The organism is Lentzea terrae (assembly GCF_003265345.1).
Lineage (GTDB): Bacteria > Actinomycetota > Actinomycetes > Mycobacteriales > Pseudonocardiaceae > Lentzea > Lentzea terrae.
In genome coordinates this window covers 497,639-513,787 of sequence record NZ_QFWW01000001.1, presented here as the reverse complement: position 1 = coordinate 513,787, position 16,149 = coordinate 497,639, and the positions used below count along the sequence as shown (strand labels likewise).

Sequence of the window (16,149 nt, the reverse complement as noted above, 5' to 3'; positions counted from 1 at the left end):
TCGCTCAGGACGCGAGCAGCTCCGACACGCGCGTGCGGACCTCGGGCGAGTCCAGGCCGCGGACCATCACGGTGGTGCGGCGGCGCAGCACGTCGTCCACTTCGGACGCCCACTCGGTGCGGCGGGCGTGTTCGACCTGCGCCCAGATGTCCGGGCCGTCCGGGTGCACGCGCTCCAGCAGGGCCGGGTTCTCCAGGCCGAGCGCCACGACCTCGTGCGACGTGGTGCCGTAGTGGGTGGCCAGGTGGCGGACCACGTCGTCGGGCAGCGCGTCCCAGGCGTGGCCGAGCACGGAACCGACCGTGTCCGGCGACGCGGAACCCGGCAGGGCGACGCCGTCCAGCGGACCGTCGAACGTGCGGCCCAGCGAGGAGTTCACGCGGGCCAGGACGGTGGCGCCGATCTTGCGGAACGTCGTCCACTTGCCACCGGCGACGCTGATCATGCCGCCGGAGCCCGCGGTGATCACGGTCTCGCGCTTGGCGTGCGAGGTGTCGCCGGGGCCGCCGGGCAGGACGCGCAGGCCCGCGAACGTGTAGGCGAGGTTCGCGCGGTCCAGGCCCGTGACGGCGACGCCGGCCTCGCTCAGAATCTGGTCGATGTCGGCGTCCGTGCAGGCAACCGCAGCCGGGTCGCCCTCGTACGCCTCGTCCGTGGTGCCCAGCAGCAGGTGGCCCTCCCACGGGATCGCGAACGACACGCGCACGTCGTCGACCGGGATCGTCAGCGCGGCCTTCCACTCCGACTGCGTCCGCATCACCAGGTGCGAGCCCTTGGACAGCCGGATCGACGGGTCGGCGGACGGATCTTCCATGCGCCGCAACACGTCCAGCCACGGGCCGGTGGCGTTCACGACGACCTTCGCGTCGACGCCGAACTCGCCGAGCGAGTCGCGCAGGTCGACGCCGGTCACCTGAGCACCGGTCTTGCGCAGGCCCACGACCGAGATGTGGTTGAGCAGCACGGCGCCGGCCTCGGCGGCGGCACGGGCGGCGGTGATCGCCACGCGGCTGTCGTTCATCTGGTGGTCGTAGTACATCGCGGCACCGCGCAGACCGTCGGCGCGCAGGTCAGGCACCCATTCAACAGCCCTGCGCGCCGACAGCACCTTCCCCATGCCGTCGCCGAAGCCCGACAGCGCGGAGTACAGCGTCACGCCCGCACCCAGCACGAAGCGGCTGTGCGGGCCTCCCTTGTAGACGGGGACGAGGAACGGCAACGGGCGCACCAGGTGCGGCGCCAGGCGGTCGCCCAGTGCGCGGCGTTCCTTGTGGTTCTCGTGCACCATCGGCACGGCCGACGGGCCCATCGCGAGGTAGCGCAGGCCGCCGTGGACGAGCTTCGACGACGCGGACGAGGTCGCGCCCGCGAAGTCACCGCTCTCCACCAGCGCGACCCGCAGCCCCGACCGCGCGGCGGCCCAAGTCGTCGCGATGCCCAGGATGCCGCCGCCGATCACGACGACGTCGAACTTGCCGTGCTGCAGCTCTTCACGGGCACGCGCCCGCTGCGAAAGGTCAGTCATCGTCCTCGTCCATCCACCCGACGGTCCGCTCGACCGCCTTCTTCCACTTCCGGTAGCCCTTGTCGCGGGCTGCCGGTTCCATCGACGGCTCCCATTCGGCCGCCTTGTGCCAGTTGGCTTTCAGCTCGTCCGTGCTGCTCCAGTAGCCCACGGCCAGACCTGCCGCGTACGCCGCGCCGAGGCACGTCGTCTCGGCCACGATCGGGCGCACCACCGGCACGTCCAGCACGTCGGAGAGGAACTGCATGAGCAGGTTGTTGGCGGTCATGCCGCCGTCGACCCGCAACGTCGTGAGGTCCACGCCGGAGTCCGCGTTCATGGCGTCCACCACTTCGCGCGTCTGCCACGCGGACGCCTCCAGCACGGCCCGTGCGAGGTGCCCGCGCGAGATGTAGCCCGTCAGGCCCGCGATCACGCCACGCGCGTCACTTCGCCAGTGCGGCGCGAACAGTCCGGAGAACGCGGGCACGAAGTACGCGCCACCGTTGTCGTCCACCGTGCGCGCCAGGGTTTCGATCTCTGCGGCCGACGAGATCAGCCCGACCTTGTCGCGGAACCACTGCACCAGCGCGCCCGTCACTGCGACGGCGCCTTCCAACGCGTACGCGGCGGGCTCGTCGCCGATCTTGTAGCCGACGGTGGTCAGCAGGCCGTTGGCCGACTGCACCGGCTTGTCCCCGGTGTTGATCAGCAGGAACGCGCCGGTGCCGTAGGTGCACTTGCCTTCGCCGGCCTCGAAGCACGTCTGCCCGAACAGCGCGGCCTGCTGGTCGCCCAGCGCCGACGCGACGGGCACGCCCTCGTAGTTTCCGTAAACCTCGGAGGAGGACCGGATCTCCGGCAGCATCGACCGCGGAACGTCCATTGCGGACACCAGCTCGGGATCCCAGTCGAGGGTCTCCAGGTTCATCAGCATGGTGCGCGACGCGTTCGTCACGTCGGTGACGTGGCGGCCGGTCAGGTTCCAGATCAGCCAGGTGTCCATGGTGCCGAACAGGACCTCGCCGCGTTCGGCTCGTTCCCGCAGGCCGGAGACGTTGTCCAGCAGCCAGCGCAGCTTCGGGCCGGAGAAGTAGGTCGCCAGCGGCAGGCCGGAGCGCTCGCGGAACCGGTTCTGGTCGCCCAGAGACTTGATCAACGCGTCCGTGCGCGTGTCCTGCCAGACGATCGCGTTGTGCACGGGCTCGCCGGTCGCCTTGTCCCACACGACCGTCGTCTCGCGCTGGTTCGTGATGCCGAACGCCGCGATGTCGGTATACGAGAGAGATGCGTGTGCCAGTGCGTCGCGAACGACGGACTGCACGTTCGTCCAGATCTCCGACGCGTCGTGCTCCACCCAGCCCGGCTTCGGGAAGATCTGCCGGTGCTCGCGCTGAGCGACCGACACGATCCCGCCGGACTGGTCGAACACGATGCACCGGGACGACGTCGTGCCCTGGTCGATCGCCGCGATGTAGCTCACCCCGTGCACACCTCTCTGTGTACGCCCATTCGACATTGTCGAACGGTGTCAGCGTACTACCAGGAGAGGCCACCCAGCTCCCTGGAGATGCTGCGAGCTGCCTCACGTACGTAGGAGACGAGCTCGAGCCGCGGCGGCTGGTCGGGTGCCTCGCACAGCCGCTCGACCGGCCCGGACACCCCGATGGCGCCCACGACCGCACCGCGCCCGTCCCGGATCGGCGCCGCGACGGAGGCCTCGCCCTCGACGAGTTCGTGCAGGTCGTAGGCCCAGTCGCGGACCAGGGCCTGGTCCAGCGCCAAGCGCAGGCCGGCCTCGTCGAGCGTGTGCCGGGTGAACCGGCGCAGCTCGCCGTCCGGCCACTCGCCGAACGCCACCAGCGCCTTGCCGAGCGCGGTCGCGTGCCACGGCAGCAGCGCGCCGGTGTCGAGCGTCTGCCGGCTGTTGTCCGGCCGGAACACGTGGTGCACGACCAGCACGTGCTTGCCGTGCAGCACGCCGATGCGCACCGCCTCGCGCGCCCGCATGGCCAGCGAGTCCGACCAGTTCAACGCCTTGGCGCGCAGCTCGTTGCCGTCCAGGTAGGACGTGCCGATCTGGAACAGCGCGGCGCCCAGCCGGTACTTGCCGCCCTCGACGGGCTGCTCGACGAAGCCGACCTCGTGCAGCGTGCGCAGAATGCCGTGCACCGTCGGTTTCGGCAGGTCGAGCGCGCGCGAAATCTCGCCGACGCTCAACTGGTGCGCGCCGCCGTGCGCGAGCAGCTTCAGCACTTCCGCCGCGCGCTGGATGGACTGAATGGGTCCGGGCACGCACCCCACTCTAGCTGCGCACGTTCGACATTGTCGAACACTTAGGGTCGGTAGATCCCGAGAGCGGCAGCCCGCGAACGGAACTTGAAGTGGTTGCCCTTCTCGCGCACCTCACCGTCCGTCGCGATCGAGATGGGCGCGCCGTGCACCTCGACGTTCAACGACGGCACTTCGAAGTGCTCGTACATGCGCGAGTGCTCCAACGCCCCGAGCAGTGCGCCGATGAAGAACCTGGTCCGGGAGAACTTCCGGTCCGCACGCACGTACCGCACGTCGAGCAGCCCGTCGTCCAGCCGCGGCCTCATCGTCGGCGCGAACCCCTTCGGCCGGTACGGGCCGTTGCCCACGAACAGCAGCCAGACGAGGTGCCGGTCGCCGTCGATGGTCATCTCCAGCGGCTTGGCGCGCTGCAGCACGCGGAACAGCGCCATCGCCGCCGCGGGCCACTTGCCCCAGCGCTTCTCGAGCTTCTCGCGGATGCGCACCATGTCCGGGTAGCCGCCGAGCGACGCCGTGTTGACGAACCACTGCCCGTTGACCTGCGCCAGGTCGACCCGCACGCCCAAGCCGTCCGCGACCGCCTGCGCCGTGTCGTGCAGGCCCGTGATGCCCACGTCGCGGGCGAAGTGGTTGAGCGTGCCGGACGGGATGAGCACCATCGGGAGGTCGCGTTCGGCCGCGATGGAGGCCACGGCGGCCACGGTGCCGTCACCACCGGCCACGCCCAGCGCCTTCGCGTCCGGCAGGTCGGGGAGCTCGTCGATCGACAGGATCTGCGCCTTCGGCCACTCCTCGGCGATCCGCGGCGTCGGGTCCGGGCCGATCCCCGAATGCGGGTTCACGACGACGACCAGCCCGTCGCCCTCCTGCAACGGCGTCAGGTCGGCGTGCTCGTAGGCCGAAGCGGGCTCGTTCATGCCGAGCGGCCACCACCGGCGCGTCAGGAACGCGGCCCCGACACCCACCGCCGCACCGGCCGCAACGTCCGTTGGCCAATGCACGCCCGTGTGGACGCGTGAATAGGCCACGGCCGCCGCGATCGGCGCGACCACCGCACCTGCTTTGGGTGATTCCATGGCCACCGCCGTGGCGAAAGCGGCGGCTGACGCGGAGTGACCGGACGGAAACGACGAGGACGTCGGCCGCTTGGACAACCGGCGCGGCACCGCGAGCAGATCAGCGGCGGGCCGGCGGCGCGGGAAAAGTGACTTGCCGACCAGGTTCGCGCTGGCAGAGGCCCCGGCAATGGCCGCGACACCGCGCAGCGCACCCCGCCGGAACGACCCCTTCCCAGTTGCCAAAATTGCCGCGATCACGAACCACAGCAGACTGTGGTTGGCGGCTTTCGAAAGCCTCTTGAAACCCCTGTCGAGCCTGCTCGGAGGCAGTCCGGCAGACGAGCTCATGAGCTTCTTGTCGAGAGCGCTGACCCGTTTCCACACCCCACCGACACTAAACCGCAACCGGCGTGCCGCCCGAACGGATCACCCTCGTGCGGCCGGAAGTCGCCTACTGTTGAGGGATGCAGCGGCGGATCTTCGGCATTGAGACAGAATTCGGGGTGACCTGCACCTTCCACGGGCAGCGTCGTCTGTCCCCGGACGAGGTCGCGCGGTACTTGTTCCGCCGGGTCGTCTCCTGGGGACGTTCGTCCAACGTGTTCCTGCGCAACGGTTCCCGGCTCTACCTGGACGTCGGCTCGCACCCGGAGTACGCCACGGCCGAGTGCGACGACCTGGCCCAGCTCGTCACGCACGACAAGGCGGGCGAGCGCATCCTCGAGGACCTCCTGGTCGACGCCGAGCGCAGGCTGGCCGACGAGGGCATCGGCGGGGACATCTTCCTGTTCAAGAACAACACCGACTCGGCGGGCAACTCGTACGGCTGTCACGAGAACTACCTGGTCGCTCGGGCAGGCGAGTTCTCCAGGATCGCCGACGTGCTGCTGCCGTTCCTGGTCACGCGCCAGCTGATCTGCGGCGCCGGCAAGGTCCTGCAAACCCCGCGCGGCGCCGTCTACTGCCTCTCGCAGCGCGCCGAGCACATCTGGGAGGGCGTGTCGTCCGCGACGACCAGGTCCCGCCCGATCATCAACACCCGCGACGAGCCTCATGCAGACGCCGAGCGTTACCGCCGCCTGCACGTCATCGTCGGCGACTCGAACATGTCCGAGGTGACGACGCTGCTCAAGGTGGGCAGCGCGAACCTGGTGCTGGAGATGATCGAGCAGGGCGTCCAGTTCCGCGACTTCTCGCTGGACAACCCGATCCGCGCGATCCGCGAGATCTCGCACGACCTCACCGGCCGCCGCACAGTCCGCCTGGCGGGCGGCAAGGAAGCTTCGGCGCTGGACATCCAGCGCGAGTACTACGAGAAGGCCGTCGAGCACGTGGCCAAGCGCTCGCCGGACCCGATGGCGCAGCGCGTCCTCGAACTGTGGGGCCGCACGCTGGACGCCGTCGAGTCGCAGAACCTCTCGAAGATCGACCGCGAGATCGACTGGGCCATCAAGAACCGCCTGATGGAGCGGTACATGGCCAAGCACAACATGGACCTGTCCAACCCGCGCATCGCCCAGCTCGACCTCGCCTACCACGACATCCGCCGCGGTCGTGGCGTGTTCGACCTGCTGCAGCGCAAGGGCCAGGTCGAGCGGGTCACCGACGACGGCGAGATCGAGGCGGCCAAGGACACCCCGCCGCAGACCACGCGGGCCAAGCTGCGCGGTGACTTCATCGCGGCGGCGCAGGCGGCCGGGCGCGACTTCACCGTCGACTGGGTGCACCTGAAGCTGAACGACCAGGCGCAGCGGACCGTGCTGTGCAAGGACCCGTTCAGGGCGGTGGACGAGCGCGTCGAGAGGCTTATCTCCTCTCTGTAGAGCTGGCAGAGTGCCGTCGCATGAGGATCTTTGCGGCGGCACTCGCTGCTTTCCTGGTTCTCTCAGGGGTCGCTTCGGCTGAAGCGCCTTTCTGGGAGCTCAAACCGACCGGAACGGACGCGCAGCTGCGCGGTTTGTCCGCCGTGTCCGGTCAGGTCGCGTGGGTCAGCGGCTCAAAAGGCACTGTCCTGCGGACTGTCAACGGTGGCCGGACGTGGGAGTCCGTCGGCCCGCCCGGCACCTCGGCGCTGCAGTTCCGCGACATCGAGGCGTTCGACGCGCGCAACGCGGTGGCCCTGTCCGCCGGCACCGGCGAGTCGGCCCGGATCTACCGGACCTCCGACGGCGGAAGGACCTGGCAGGAGTCGTTCCGCAACACCGACCCCGATCCCGCCGTCTTCTACGACTGCGTGGCGTTCTTCGACCGGTTCCGCGGGCTGGCGCTGAGCGACCCGGTCGGCGGCAAGTTCCGGGTGTTGCGGACGTGGGACGGCGGCCGGTCGTGGCACGTCAACTCCACCGAGGGCATGCCGGACGCGCTGCCGGGTGAGTTCGCGTTCGCGGCGTCCGGGCAGTGCGTGACGACGAGCGGCAACCACGCGTGGATCGCGACCGGCGGCGGCGCGAAAGCACGGGTGCTGGAGTCGCGCGACGGTGGCCGGTCGTGGAAGGCGTCGGACACCCCGTTGCCGAGCGGTCCGGCGGCCGGGGTGTTCGCGGTGGCGTTCAAGACGCCGTGGCGCGGAGTGGCGATCGGTGGCGACTACGAGAAGCCGACCGATCCGACGCCGGCGTTCGCGACCAACAACGGCCACGGTTGGACGGCGGGCAAGCAGGCGCCCGTCGGCTATCGGTCCGGGATCGCCTACCGCGGCAACGGACTCGTCGCGGTCGGGCCGTCGGGTACGGACGTCAGCTTGGACGGCAGGAGCTGGAAGGTGGCGGACACGGGCAGCTTCGACACGGTCGACTGCGTCGGGTTCACCTGCTGGGCGTCCGGTGAGAAGGGACGGGTCGGCCGTACCTGATGCGTCTGCATCCAGGTGAGCCCGAGGCCTCGGGGTGGCGGGTCGTGAAGCTGTCGGAGGTCGTCCGGCTGCGCAAGCCGGCCGGACGACCCCTCCTCGTCGCGATCGACGGGCGCGGCGGGGCGGGGAAGTCCACGCTCGCCGCACGACTGCGGGGCCCGAAGTCCGCGGTCGTGCACACCGACGACGTCGCCTGGAACCACGCGTACTTCGACTGGGGCGGCCTGCTGGTCGAGCACGTCCTCAAGCCGCTCCACCGGGGCGAGGAGGTGGAGTTCCGGCCACCGGCGTGGGTCGAGCACGATCGACCCGGTGCGATCAGCGTGGCCGCCGGGCTGGACGTCGTGTGGATCGAGGGCACCGGGATCATCCGCGCCGAGCTCGTCCCGTGGCTCGACGCGTCGATCTGGGTGCAGGGCGACCTGGACGAGCAGGAACGCCGGTTGGTGGCCCGCGACGGCGACTCGGCCGAGCAACGGCGGCACGTGGCCGCGTGGCTGGCCGAGGAGCTGCCGTTCATGCTCCGCGAACAGCCGTGGCGGAAGGCGAGCGTCATCGTGGCCGGCACCACCGGCCTCCCGCACGACCCCGAGTCCGAGATCGTCATCGCCCCAGGCCGTTTCCCCGTGGGCCCCGCCGGGTAGATGACGGGGGTGTTCGAGGGATTCTCGTTGCGCCGCATCGATGTCGGCGAGGCCGTGCTGCGAGTGAGGATCGGTGGAGCAGGGCCACCGATCCTCCTCCTGCACGGCCACCCTCGAACGCACACGACGTGGCACCGCGTCGCGCCGTTGCTCGCCACGGACCACACGGTGGTGTGTCCGGATCTGCGGGGCTACGGCGAGTCCAGCAAGCCCGGCGACTACTCGAAACGTGCCATGGCGCGGGACTTCGTGCACCTGATGAGCGGCCTCGGGTACGAGCGGTTCGCGGTCGCCGGGCACGACCGGGGTGCCGCCGCGGCGATCCGGCTGGCCCTCGATCACCCAGCGAAGATCACGAAGCTGGCCGTGTTGGACGGGTTGCCGATCGGGGCTCATCTGCAGCGGTGCGACGCCCGGTTCGCGCGGTCCTGGTACCACTGGTTCTTCCTGGCGCAGCAGGAGCTCGCCGCCGCGATGATCATCGAGAACCCGGATCTCTTCTACGGCGGGCGCTACCACGACACGCCGCTCGCGATGGGCGTGGAGAACTGGGCCGACTTCCAGCGCGCCATCCACGACCCCGAGACCGTGCTCGCCATGTGCGGGGACTACCGGGCCGGGCTGGAGGTCGACCGCCAGCACGACGACGAGGACCGGGCAAACGGGCGGAAGATCGCGTGTCCGGTTTTGGCGTTGTGGGCGGCCAAGGACGATCTGGGCGAGCTTTACGAGGATCTCCCCGCCGTGTGGGCCGAATGGGCCGATGACGTGCAGGTACGGTCCATCGACTGCGGACACCACATGGCCGAGGAAGCGCCCGTGGAGCTGGTGCGAGAGTTGCGCACGTTGCTCTGAACGGACCGTTCACAACAGGTGATGTCAAGGTTTCAAACCGCGCGGGGTTAGGGTTTGTCCGTGGCCATCGCACGCGCCGAACGCCTCGTCAACCTGGTGTTGTGCCTGCTGTCGACCCGCCAGTACCTGACAGCGGAGCGCATCCGCGCCATCGTCCCGGGCTATCACGAAGCTCCGACGGACGAGGCGTTCTTCCGCATGTTCGAACGGGACAAGTCCGAACTGCGCGACCTCGGCGTGCCGCTGGAGACCGGCAGGCAGTCCAACGTCGAGGGCGCGGAGGACGGCTACCGGATCGCCCGGCGCGACTACGAGCTCGGCGACATCGACCTCGAACCCGACGAGGCGGCCGCCGTCGCGCTGGCCGCGCGGCTCTGGGACTCGCCGCAGCTCACGGGCGCGGTGCACGGCGCGTTGATCAAGCTGCGGGCCGCCGGGGTGGACGTCGACCAGGACGCGCCGGCCGCCGTCGAGCCCAAGGTGCGGGCGAACGAGCCCGCGTTCCCGCCGCTGCTGCAGGCCGTGCAGGCCGGGCAGGCAGTCGCGTTCGACTACCGCAAGCCCCCGCCGGGCGGGCAGAAGGAACGCACGGTCGAGCCGTGGGGCGTCGTCGCCTGGCGCGGCAAGTGGTACCTCGTCGGCTGGGACCGCGACCGCGACGACACCCGCTGCTTTCGGCTTTCCCGCGTCGTCGGCGCGGTCAGGACCGTCGGCAAGCCCGGTGCGTTCAAGGTGCCCGAGGGCGTCGACCTGATGAGCCTCATCGCGCGCACGGAGGTCGATCCGCACCACACGGCGCCCGCGAAGATCTGGGTCGCCAAGGACCGCGCCCAGGGCCTGCGCCGGCACGCGAAGATCATCGAGGAACGCGACGGCGGCGACGTCGTCGAGATCGACCTGAAGTTCCCCGACTCGGCGGCCAAGTGGCTCGCCGGGTTCGGGCCCGACGTCGTGGTGCTGGAGCCCGAGGTCCTGCAGAAGAGCGTCCGCGATCGGCTGCAGGGCGCACTGGAAGGAGCGCGGTGACCGCGTCGAACGAACGGCTGCCGCGGCTGCTCGCACTCGTGCCGTACCTGCTCAACCGGCCCGCCATCACGGTCAAGGAGGCCGCGGCCGACTTCGGCATCACGCCCAAGCAGCTGCGCAAGGACCTCGAGCTGCTGTGGATGTGCGGCCTGCCCGGCTACGGCCCCGGCGACCTGATCGACCTGTCCTTCGAGGGCGAGACGATCACCGTCTCGTTCGACGCGGGCATGAACCGGCCGCTGCGGCTCACCGCGGCCGAGGCGTCGTCGCTGCTGGTGGCGTTGCGGGCGCTCGCGGACACCCCTGGCGTGGTCGACACGGACGCCGTGCAGCGGGCGCTGGCCAAGATCGAGTCGGCGGTCGGCAAGGCGCAGCCGGCGGGCATGGTCGTCGGGCTGGGCGCGTTCGAGCGCGAGGAGACCGCAGAGATCCGCGCTGCGGTGCAGGACGCCGTGAAGCGTCTACGTGCTGTGCGCATCCGCTACTACTCGCAGTCGCACGACGCGATGAGCGATCGGGTCGTCGATCCGATGCGGCTGCTGCTCGTGGAGGGCCGCGGGTACCTCGAAGCGTGGTGCCGGACGGCCCTCGGCGTGCGGTTGTTCCGGCTCGACCGCATCGACGAGGTGGAGGTGCTCGACGAGCCGTCGTCGCCCCCGCCGCACGCCCGGCTGACCGATACATCGGAGGGATTGTTCCAACCAAGGGACGATCAGAAGATCGCGGTCCTTCTTCTCGAACCGGACGCGCACTGGGTCGCCGAGTACTACCCGGTGGATCACGCGGCAGAGCTCTCCGACGGCCGCACGCGTGTCCTCATGCGCTACGACGACCCGTCCTGGATGGTCCGCCTGCTCCTCGGACTCGGCGGTGACGTGCACGTCGAGCAGCCGGCCGAGCTCGCGGAGGAAGTTGTTCGCCGGGCGGAAGAAGCATTGCGCCGGGCAGATCACCTGCTGTCCACCCAGGACGTATAACGTGTGTTCGTGCCGTACACACCGACCCTGGCGCTGATCGCGCTCGGCCTGATCGTGCTGGTCGCGATCGGAGTCCGAGTCATCCGATCCTTGCGCCGATTCGCTGCCGCCCGCACTCTGGTGGGGGACAGGGTCGGCGACGGCGTCGGTCTGCTGAAGGCGCGGTCCGCCGCGCTCAAGGTGGCCCTCGCCGAACGGCGGCGCCCGGAACAGGCCCGCACCAGGGCGAACCCCGCGTACGATCGACGCGGGGCAGACAGGAGGACCAGCAATGCCTAACCTCGGACCCACCGAGCTGATCATCATCGCTGTGGTGATCATCTTGCTGTTCGGTGCGAAGAAGCTTCCTGACATGGCCCGGTCGCTCGGCCGGTCGGCGAAGATCTTCAAGGCCGAGACCAAGGGCCTGCGCGACCCCGACGCCACGGACGACGCGCAGCAGCAGCCCGTGCAGCAGCCGGTGCAGCAGCTCCCGCCCGCCCAGCCGCAGGTCCAGCAGCCCGTTCAGCCTGTTCAGCAGCCCGTTCAGCCTGTTCAGCAGCAGCCGCAGGTGGCGCAGCCCATCGAGCAGACCTCGCAGAACAAGGCCAACACCAACTGACCTTCCGGTCGCCTGACTTGTAAGGACGGTTAGCGAGGTGGCAGGTCCGTTCCGGTGGTTCGCCGAGCGCCGGGAACGCGGCAGGCGCCGTCGGGGCAATCCCGACGGCACGATGTCGCTCAAAGAGCACCTGTACGAGCTGAGGTACCGCCTCGGCCTGGCGATGCTGGTCATCGCCGTCGGTGCCGTCTTCGGCTTCATCTGGTTCCAGGTGCGGCTCGGTCCGATCCCGTCGCTGGGCGACATCCTGACGGGGCCGTACTGCCAGCCCGATCTGGCGGAGTACCGCGCCGACATCACCACGGACGGCCGCTGCGCGCTGCTGCAGACGGAGCCGTTCGAGATCTTCCTGGTGCAGCTCCAGGTCGGCACGGCGGCGGGAGCGGTGCTGCTCAGCCCGCTGTGGCTGTACCAGATCTGGGCGTTCATCACGCCCGGCCTGTACGCGAAGGAACGCAACTTCGCGCGGGTGTTCGTGGGCATCGGCGCGCTGCTGTTCGTCGCCGGTGCGGTGCTCGCCTACCTGGTGGTGCCCGAGGGCTTGAAGGTGCTGCTCGGCTTCGGCAGCGGCAACTGGACCACGGCGCTCACGGGTAGCAAGTACATCAACTTCGTGATCACCATGCTGTTCATCTTCGGCGTGAGCTTCCTGCTCCCGCTGGTCGTGGTGATGCTCAACCGCGCGGGCGTGGTGTCGTACGAGCGGCTGGCGAAGTGGCGGCGTGGCCTGATGATGGGCCTGTTCGTGTTCGCCGCGATTGCGACGCCGGGCACGGACCCGATCTCGATGGTCGTGCTGGCGCTCGCGCTGGTGCTGCTGTTCGAACTGGCGATCCAGCTCGCCCGCATCCACGACAAGCGCAAGGCCAAGCTGCGCGCGGCCGAGGGCTGGGACGCGCTCGACGACAACGAGGCGGCGCCGTTCGACTACACGCCGTCCGACGCCGACGGCGAGCTGCCCGGTCAGAAGGTGCCCGATGAGAAGGTGCCCGATGAGAAGGTGCCCGATGAGAAGGTGCCCGATGAGAAGGTGCCCGGTGAGGCGGCCGCTTCGGAACCCGCGAAGCGCGTGAACTACGACGACGCCACGTGACGCGGGCAGCCCTGCTGGTCTGCCCGGCGTCGGGCAAGGGGCGGGCGGCCCGCATGGCCGGGTCGACCGCCGCCGCGTTGCGTCCGCACGTCTCGTCGTTGACACAGCTGGTCGCGCATGACGCAGCCGGTACGTTGGCGATGGCGCGCGAGGCCGTTGCTTCTGGTGTCGACCTGCTGGTCGTGCTGGGTGGTGATGGTGCCGCTCATCTGGGCTTGCAGGCGTGCGCGGGCACGTCGACGGCGCTCGGCATCGTGCCGGCGGGTACCGGCAACGACCTGGCGGCCGCGATCGGGTCGGCTTCGGTCGAGGACGTCGTGTTCGGGACCCGCAAGCAGCTCGACCTGGGCCGGTTGTCGACGGGGCAGTGGTTCGCGACGGTGCTGTGCGCCGGGTTCGACTCCGCGGTGAACGAGCGGGCGAACGCGATGCGCTGGCCCGCCGGTCCGCGCCGCTACGACCTGGCGATCCTGGCCGAGCTGGCGTCGCTGCGGTCGGCTCCGTTGCTGGTGACGACCGAGACCGACACGTTCTCGCTGGACGCGACCCTGGTGGCCGTCGGGAACACGCCGAACTACGGCGGCGGGATCCCGGTCTGTCCTACCGCCGACGCCTCGGACGGCCTGTTCGACGTGACGGTCGTGGAGCACGCGAGCCGGTCGATGCTGGTCCGGATGCTGCCGACGTTGCGCACGGGCGAGCACACGTCGCATCCGTCCGTACGCACGTTCCGCGCGCGTGAGGTGTCGCTGTCCGGTGGCAACGGCTGGATCGCTTACGCCGATGGTGAACGCCAGGAGGCGCTGCCCGTCTCGGTTCACACGGTTCCAGGCGCTCTCACAGTTGTGGGTCGGTAAGTTATAGGGCTGTTCGTTCCGCTTTCTGTTTTCGGTGGGGATGCATGGAAACGCTTGAGTTCCAGTCCGAGGCTCGCCAGCTGCTGCAGCTGATGATCCACTCGATCTACTCGAACAAGGACACGTTCCTGCGCGAGCTGGTCTCGAACGCCTCCGACGCGCTCGACAAGCTGCGGCTGGAGTCGTTCCGCGACAAGGACATGCAGGTCGACGTCGACGACCTGCACATCGTGATCGAGTCCGATCCTTCCGCTCGTACGCTGACCGTGCGCGACAACGGCATCGGCATGACGCGCGAGGACGTCGTCCGGCTGATCGGCACGATCGCCAAGTCGGGCACGGCGGAGTTCCTGAAGCAGCTCAAGGAACAGCAGTCGTCTTCCTCGGACCTGATCGGCCAGTTCGGCATCGGCTTCTACTCGTCGTTCATGGTCGCCGACAAGGTCACCCTCGTGACGCGGCACCCGCACGCCGAGAAGGGCGTGCGCTGGGAGTCGACCGGCGAGAGCACGTACACGATCGACGACGTGGACGACGCGCCGCAGGGCACCTCGGTCACGTTGCACCTCAAGCCGTCCGACGACGAGGACCGCCTCCCGGACTACACCGAGCCGGCGAAGATCCGCGAGATCGTCAAGCGCTACTCGGACTTCATCACCTGGCCGGTCCGCCTGGGCGGCGAGGACATCAACTCCCGCAAGGCCCTGTGGGCGCGCCCGTCCTCCGAGGTGACGGAGGAGGAGTACGCCGAGTTCTACCGCCACATCAGCCACGACTGGAACGCGCCGCTCGAGACCATCCGCATGCAGGCGGAGGGCACCTTCGAGTACCAGGCCCTGCTGTTCCTGCCGGCGCAGGCTCCGATGGACCTCTTCATGCGCGACGGCAAGCGCGGCGTCCAGCTCTACGTGAAGCGCGTCTTCATCATGGACGACTGCGCCGAGCTGATGCCGGAGTACCTGCGCTTCGTGAAGGGCGTGGTGGACGCCGCCGACCTCTCGCTGAACGTCTCGCGCGAGATCCTGCAGCAGGACCGCCAGATCCAGCTGATGCGCCGCCGCCTGGTGAAGAAGGTCCTGTCCTCGATCAAGTCGCTGATGGGCGCGCGCCCGGACGACTACCTGAAGCTCTGGGGCGAGGTCGGTGCGGCGCTGAAGGAGGGCCTGCTCGCCGACGCCGACAACCGCGACGCCATCCTGGAGATCTGTTCCTTCGCCTCGACGCACTCCGACTCCTTGACGACGCTCACCGAGTACGTCTCGCGGATGAAGGAAGGCCAGGAGCACATCTACTTCATGACCGGCGACTCGCGGGTCGCGGTGGAGCAGTCGCCGCACCTGGAAGCGTTGCGCGCCAAGGGTTACGAAGTGCTGATCCTCACCGACCCGATCGACGAGATGTGGGTCGACTCCGTCCCGTCGTTCTCTGAGAAGCCTTTCCAGTCCGTCGCCAAGGGACAGGTGGACCTGGAGACGGAGGAGGAGAAGACCGCGGCCGCCGCCAAGGCAGCCGAGTTCTCCGATCTGCTTTCGTGGATGGGCTCTGCCCTGGAGGACAACGTCAAGGAGGTCCGGCTCTCCACGCGCCTGACGACCTCGCCCGCCTGCGTGGTCGGCGACGCCCACGACATCACTCCCACCCTGGAGAAGATGTACAAGGCGATGGGCCAGGAGCTGCCCAAGATCAAGCGAATCCTGGAGCTCAACCCGTCGCACCCGCTGGTGGAGGGTCTGCACAAGGCGTTCGGTGCCGGTGAGCGCGAGTCGCTGGCGGACACGGCTGAGCTGATCTACGGGCTGGCGTTGCTGGCCGAGGGCGGGGAGCTGGCCGACCCGTCCCGGTTCGTGAAGCTGGTGGCTGATCGGGTGCAGCGCACGTTCTGACGTCTCGGCTTTGGCCCGGTTCGCCGTTTGGCGGGCCGGGCCTTTTCGTGTGCCGAGACGGGCTATGGTTGCGTAGGGTTGTTCGGCCTGCGGTCATTACCGGTTTCCCGCGTTGGTATTGCCTGTCCGGCTCGGTTCACTCGGCCGTGTTCGTCCTAGGCCGTTATTGTTTCGTGATCTTGCGGTAGAGTAGAACACGTGATCGAACCCCGACTCCTCTCGACCGACGAGCTGCTGCGCAGTGTTGTCGCGGAGGTGGCGGAAATTCGGGCTCGCGAATCTGCGGTGATGCAGAAAATTGCCGAGTTGGATCGGCGCGGTGCCGCTTCCGAGCTGGGTTACAAGAATCTGGCTCAGGTGCTGCGGCACGCTGTTCGCTGGGACGTGAACACCGCCAGAAAATGGGTGGCGAACGCGGGTTTGCTGGGTCGTGAGATCACTCCGACCGGCAGTGAGCTCGCCCCGGAGCTTCCGGTGACCGCTGAGGCGGTGGCCGAGGGCGCGT

16 protein-coding genes are annotated in these 16,149 nt (G+C 69.0%); 12 read left to right on the top strand and 4 right to left on the bottom strand.

Annotated features, from left to right (window positions below; translation table 11 throughout):
• Nucleotides 1–4: 4 nt before the first annotated feature.
• Genes DI276_RS02275 through DI276_RS02260 form a run of 4 tightly spaced genes read right to left on the bottom strand, consistent with a single transcriptional unit; the run spans nucleotide 5 to nucleotide 5,205 of the window.
• On the bottom strand, nucleotides 5–1,525 hold the full coding sequence (locus DI276_RS02275) for a glycerol-3-phosphate dehydrogenase/oxidase (protein ID WP_112261545.1): 1,521 nt from the start codon (nucleotides 1,523–1,525) through the stop codon (nucleotides 5–7).
• A complete protein-coding gene (glpK, locus tag DI276_RS02270) occupies nucleotides 1,518–3,023 on the bottom strand; it encodes a glycerol kinase GlpK (RefSeq protein ID WP_112261544.1) in 1,506 nt (501 codons plus the stop codon). Before glpK ends, DI276_RS02275 begins: the two co-directional genes overlap by 8 nt.
• 20 nt (nucleotides 3,024–3,043) lie before the next feature.
• On the bottom strand, nucleotides 3,044–3,799 hold the full coding sequence (locus tag DI276_RS02265) for an IclR family transcriptional regulator (protein ID WP_112261543.1): 756 nt from the start codon (nucleotides 3,797–3,799) through the stop codon (nucleotides 3,044–3,046).
• A 41-nt stretch (nucleotides 3,800–3,840) separates the two neighbouring features.
• Entirely contained in the window at nucleotides 3,841–5,205 is a 1,365-nt protein-coding gene (locus DI276_RS02260) for a bifunctional phosphatase PAP2/diacylglycerol kinase family protein (RefSeq protein WP_112261745.1), read from the bottom strand.
• 116 nt (nucleotides 5,206–5,321) lie between these two features.
• Here DI276_RS02260 and pafA point away from each other — a divergent pair, with 116 nt between their 5' ends.
• The 12 genes from pafA to DI276_RS02200 all read left to right on the top strand — a co-directional run.
• The gene (gene pafA / locus DI276_RS02255; RefSeq protein ID WP_112261542.1) at nucleotides 5,322–6,680 is read left to right on the top strand and encodes a Pup--protein ligase; all 1,359 of its coding nucleotides are present in this window, start codon (nucleotides 5,322–5,324) and stop codon (nucleotides 6,678–6,680) included.
• A gap of 20 nt (nucleotides 6,681–6,700) precedes the next feature.
• Entirely contained in the window at nucleotides 6,701–7,708 is a 1,008-nt protein-coding gene (locus DI276_RS02250; protein WP_112261541.1) for a beta propeller repeat protein, read from the top strand.
• Nucleotides 7,709–7,752: 44 nt separating this feature from the next.
• Entirely contained in the window at nucleotides 7,753–8,352 is a 600-nt protein-coding gene (locus DI276_RS02245; protein WP_198680409.1) for a uridine kinase family protein, read from the top strand.
• Nucleotides 8,353–9,207, top strand: coding sequence for an alpha/beta fold hydrolase (locus tag DI276_RS02240; RefSeq protein WP_332874600.1), 855 nt, complete (start codon nucleotides 8,353–8,355; stop codon nucleotides 9,205–9,207).
• Nucleotides 9,208–9,267: 60 nt separating this feature from the next.
• Nucleotides 9,268–10,233: a helix-turn-helix transcriptional regulator gene (locus tag DI276_RS02235; protein ID WP_112261538.1), complete on the top strand. Its 966-nt coding sequence runs from the start codon at nucleotides 9,268–9,270 to the stop codon at nucleotides 10,231–10,233.
• On the top strand, nucleotides 10,230–11,210 hold the full coding sequence (locus DI276_RS02230) for a helix-turn-helix transcriptional regulator (protein ID WP_112261537.1): 981 nt from the start codon (nucleotides 10,230–10,232) through the stop codon (nucleotides 11,208–11,210). Before DI276_RS02235 ends, DI276_RS02230 begins: the two co-directional genes overlap by 4 nt.
• Nucleotides 11,211–11,219: 9 nt before the next feature.
• On the top strand, nucleotides 11,220–11,489 hold the full coding sequence (locus tag DI276_RS02225; protein WP_198680408.1) for a bacteriophage holin: 270 nt from the start codon (nucleotides 11,220–11,222) through the stop codon (nucleotides 11,487–11,489).
• Nucleotides 11,482–11,811: a Sec-independent protein translocase subunit TatA gene (gene tatA / locus DI276_RS02220; protein WP_112261536.1), complete on the top strand. Its 330-nt coding sequence runs from the start codon at nucleotides 11,482–11,484 to the stop codon at nucleotides 11,809–11,811. Before DI276_RS02225 ends, tatA begins: the two co-directional genes overlap by 8 nt.
• A 112-nt stretch (nucleotides 11,812–11,923) precedes the next feature.
• A complete protein-coding gene (gene tatC / locus DI276_RS02215; RefSeq protein WP_112261744.1) occupies nucleotides 11,924–12,904 on the top strand; it encodes a twin-arginine translocase subunit TatC in 981 nt (326 codons plus the stop codon).
• Nucleotides 12,901–13,761: a diacylglycerol kinase family protein gene (locus DI276_RS02210; RefSeq protein ID WP_112261535.1), complete on the top strand. Its 861-nt coding sequence runs from the start codon at nucleotides 12,901–12,903 to the stop codon at nucleotides 13,759–13,761. Before tatC ends, DI276_RS02210 begins: the two co-directional genes overlap by 4 nt.
• A 44-nt stretch (nucleotides 13,762–13,805) precedes the next feature.
• Nucleotides 13,806–15,644: a molecular chaperone HtpG gene (htpG, locus tag DI276_RS02205; protein ID WP_112261534.1), complete on the top strand. Its 1,839-nt coding sequence runs from the start codon at nucleotides 13,806–13,808 to the stop codon at nucleotides 15,642–15,644.
• A gap of 198 nt (nucleotides 15,645–15,842) precedes the next feature.
• Nucleotides 15,843–16,149, top strand: a 307-nt coding sequence (locus DI276_RS02200) for a DUF222 domain-containing protein (RefSeq protein ID WP_119724465.1), incomplete at its 3' end; no start/stop codon positions are given.

Bases quoted from the DNA above. Each gene is read 5' to 3' on its own strand.
- DI276_RS02275 (WP_112261545.1), bottom strand. From the start codon at position 1,525: ATGACTGACCTTTCGCAGCGGGCGCGTGCCCGTGAAGAGCTGCAGCAC.
- glpK (WP_112261544.1), bottom strand. From the start codon at position 3,023: ATGTCGAATGGGCGTACACAGAGAGGTGTGCACGGGGTGAGCTACATC.
- DI276_RS02260 (WP_112261745.1), bottom strand. From the start codon at position 5,205: ATGAGCTCGTCTGCCGGACTGCCTCCGAGCAGGCTCGACAGGGGTTTC.
- pafA (WP_112261542.1), top strand. From the start codon at position 5,322: ATGCAGCGGCGGATCTTCGGCATTGAGACAGAATTCGGGGTGACCTGC.
- DI276_RS02250 (WP_112261541.1), top strand. From the start codon at position 6,701: ATGAGGATCTTTGCGGCGGCACTCGCTGCTTTCCTGGTTCTCTCAGGG.
- DI276_RS02240 (WP_332874600.1), top strand. From the start codon at position 8,353: ATGACGGGGGTGTTCGAGGGATTCTCGTTGCGCCGCATCGATGTCGGC.
- tatA (WP_112261536.1), top strand. From the start codon at position 11,482: ATGCCTAACCTCGGACCCACCGAGCTGATCATCATCGCTGTGGTGATC.
- tatC (WP_112261744.1), top strand. From the start codon at position 11,924: ATGTCGCTCAAAGAGCACCTGTACGAGCTGAGGTACCGCCTCGGCCTG.
- htpG (WP_112261534.1), top strand. From the start codon at position 13,806: ATGGAAACGCTTGAGTTCCAGTCCGAGGCTCGCCAGCTGCTGCAGCTG.